We start from the raw sequence: 3,071 nt of genomic DNA, 5'->3' as shown, positions 1-3,071 counted from the left end.
CTTTAATAATAGTCACTGCTTCCTTACTTTTTCTTTATAAAAATTGGCAAGATACTGCGTTTAAGTTAGCTATCAAGTGATGAAGAGACGGGTTGTGTTTTATCACTAATTTTTATATAATGAACCTATAAAACCCTCTATTTATATCGGAAATAGAGGTGTTTTTACTATGAAAAAGATACAAAATGGCAAAATATCTGCGGATGAACATCATTTTTCGCAAAAAAATTAAAATAATGTAAAAGTTTATGTTAAAATGGCAATGTTGCGTGAACGAATTAACTAATTTTACGCAAGAATGCTATTTACATACGTAAGAAGGAGAGAGATTTAAGATGGCAAAGACGTTAATTTTTGGACATAAAAATCCTGACACAGATACAATCTGTTCTGCAATTGCATACGCTGATTTAAAGAATAAATTAGGTGTAGACGCTGAACCAATTCGATTAGGCGATATTAACGGTGAAACGCAATTTGCTCTTGAAAAGTTCAACGCTGAACTACCACGTTTCGTTGATGAAGTATCTAAAGAAACAAATGAAGTTATTTTAGTGGACCACAACGAACGCCAGCAAAGTGCAAACGATATTGATCAAGTTCGTGTGCTTGAAGTAATTGATCATCACCGTATTGCTAACTTTGAAACAGCAGATCCTTTATACTATCGTGCAGAGCCAGTTGGATGTACGGCAACGATCTTAAACAAGATGTATAAAGAAAACGGCGTAGAAATTGAACCTAACATCGCAGGTCTTATGCTATCAGCTATCATTTCTGATTCTTTATTATTCAAATCACCAACTTGCACAGACCAAGACGTTGCAGCTGCTAAAGAATTAGCGGAAATTGCAGGTGTAGATGCAGAAGAGTACGGATTAGCAATGCTGAAAGCTGGAGCTGACTTAGGCGATAAAACAGCTTCACAATTAATTTCATTAGATGCTAAAGAATTCAGCATGGGTACAAGTAAAGTAGAAATTGCACAAGTGAATGCAATTGATGTAAACGACGTTTTAGTGCGCAAAGTTGAATTGGAAGAAGCTATTACTAAAACAATCGAAGAAAAAGGATTACAATTATTCCTTTTAGTTGTTACAGATATTTTAAACAGCAACTCTACTGCATTAGCACTAGGTTCTGCTGCTTCAAAAGTAGAAGAAGCATACAACGTAACGCTTGAAAACAATACAGCTGTCTTAGAAGGCGTTGTATCACGTAAAAAGCAAGTAGTTCCTGTATTAACATCTGTATTTGCTTAATAAAAAAAACGGTTCGTGTTTAAACACGAACCGTTTTTTTGTCCATATGCACGTCAAGCCAATTTAGTATATCTTCTATCACTTCATCTTTAATTAATTCATTAAGCAACTCATGACGGCACTGTGTAAAAAAGCGGTAGCTTACGTCCTGCAATCCGGCTTTTTTAAAGTCGTTATATACTTTGAGTACCCCTTTTGTATAGCTGCCTACTGGATCATGTTCTCCAGATATTAAATAAACAGGCAGGTTTGATGGTACTAGCTTTATATTAGCTAAGTTAGAGATTTGTTTGATTCCTGTTAATAAGTCATAGAAAAATCCTGCTGTGAAAACTCCTCCGCAGTAAGGGTCATTTACATATAAATCTACAGCCTCATTATCTTGACTTAACCAATCAAAAGGTGTTCGAGCAGGATGAAAGGATTTGTTATACTGTCCAAAAGAAAGTTTATCAAGCAATGGACTAGCAGATCGTAATCCTTTTCTTTTTTTCTCTATTTTCGCAGCTAATATGCCGCCCTTCAGTGAAAGGGAAGGAATGCTGCCAGTACCTGAGAGCATCACACCATGAATGTGCTCTGTATTCAATTGAATATATCTTCTCGTTAGAAAAGAACCCATGCTGTGACCGAAAAGAAAGATTGGGAAGCCGGAATGTTCCGTTGAAATGTGCTTAGTCAGAGCAATCATGTCGTAAACTACGGTGTCAAAACCATTTTCTTCAGCAAAAAAACGCTTTTCTTCATCTTTTAAAGCTGTTTGACCGTGACCGCGGTGATCATTTCCATATACGATGTAGCCATGTTGAGTTAATACACTAGCAAAGTATTCGTAGCGTCCAATATGTTCGGCCATCCCATGGGCTATTTGAACAACGCCTTTTGCAGAATTGTTTTCAACATCCCATTTTTGTGCAAATATTTCTTTTTCCTGATGACCTCTGTAGTAAAAGGATTGTTTCATGCTCAGCATCCACCTTCTGCTTTCCTGTAAAATAAGGGATATATGTATATATTATACTAATTTATGCAGGTGATTTTACTATTTTGAAATAAAAAATGATTATTTTGTCATAAACCTTTACAAACCATTATGTGATTTGTTAAATTAGTATTTATATTAAAAATTATTAAACAATTTAAAAAGATTCAGTTTTTAATAGGTTAGATGAATACGGAGGGAATTATTGTGGCAGAATTAAGAAGTAACATGATCAAAAAAGGATTCGACAGAGCACCGCACCGCAGCCTACTGCGTGCAGCTGGTGTAAAAGAAGAGGATTTCGGCAAACCGTTTATTGCGGTTGTCAATTCATATATTGATATTGTACCAGGTCATGTTCACTTACAAGAGTTTGGTAAAATCGTAAAAGATGCGATTCGCGAAGCTGGTGGCGTACCTTTTGAAATGAACACTATCGGTGTAGATGACGGTATTGCGATGGGACATATCGGTATGCGCTATTCATTACCAAGTCGTGAAATCATTGCTGACTCAGTTGAAACGGTAGTATCTGCTCACTGGTTTGATGGAATGGTATGTATTCCAAACTGTGATAAAATCACGCCTGGGATGTTAATGGCTTCATTACGTCTGAATATTCCGACAGTTTTTGTTAGCGGCGGACCAATGAAGGCTGGCGTAACGAGCGACGGTCGTAAGATTTCTCTTTCTTCAGTATTTGAAGGCGTAGGAGCTCATCAAGCGGGTAAACTTGATGATAAAGGATTGCTTGAATTAGAACAATTCGGCTGTCCGACATGCGGATCTTGTTCAGGAATGTTTACAGCGAACTCAATGAACTGCTT

Annotated in this window: 3 protein-coding genes; 2 read left to right on the top strand and 1 reads right to left on the bottom strand. The window is 36.7% G+C overall.

Features of this window, described 5'->3' with window-relative positions:
• The first annotated feature begins 335 nt into the window (after positions 1-335).
• Positions 336-1,262, top strand: coding sequence for a manganese-dependent inorganic pyrophosphatase (locus AC1DRF_RS21215; protein WP_014459925.1), 927 nt, complete (start codon positions 336-338; stop codon positions 1,260-1,262).
• A gap of 19 nt (positions 1,263-1,281) precedes the next feature.
• On the opposite strand, the gene AC1DRF_RS21210 is transcribed toward AC1DRF_RS21215, so the two are convergent.
• Positions 1,282-2,226, bottom strand: a complete 945-nt coding sequence (locus AC1DRF_RS21210; protein WP_477741618.1) for a lysophospholipase — start codon at positions 2,224-2,226, stop codon at positions 1,282-1,284.
• A 225-nt stretch (positions 2,227-2,451) separates the two neighbouring features.
• On the opposite strand from AC1DRF_RS21210, the gene AC1DRF_RS21205 reads away from it, so the two are divergent.
• On the top strand, positions 2,452-3,071 hold a 620-nt coding region (locus tag AC1DRF_RS21205; protein WP_477741617.1), incomplete at its 3' end, for a dihydroxy-acid dehydratase domain-containing protein.

The organism is Priestia sp. P5_B4 (assembly GCF_056400385.1).
Note: the sequence above shows the minus strand (reverse complement) of the source record. Positions and strands in the feature narration are given on the sequence as shown.

Coding starts and splice junctions, on each gene's coding strand:
- AC1DRF_RS21215 (WP_014459925.1), top strand. CDS start 336: ATGGCAAAGACGTTAATTTTTGGACATAAAAATCCTGACACAGATACA.
- AC1DRF_RS21210 (WP_477741618.1), bottom strand. CDS start 2,226: ATGAAACAATCCTTTTACTACAGAGGTCATCAGGAAAAAGAAATATTT.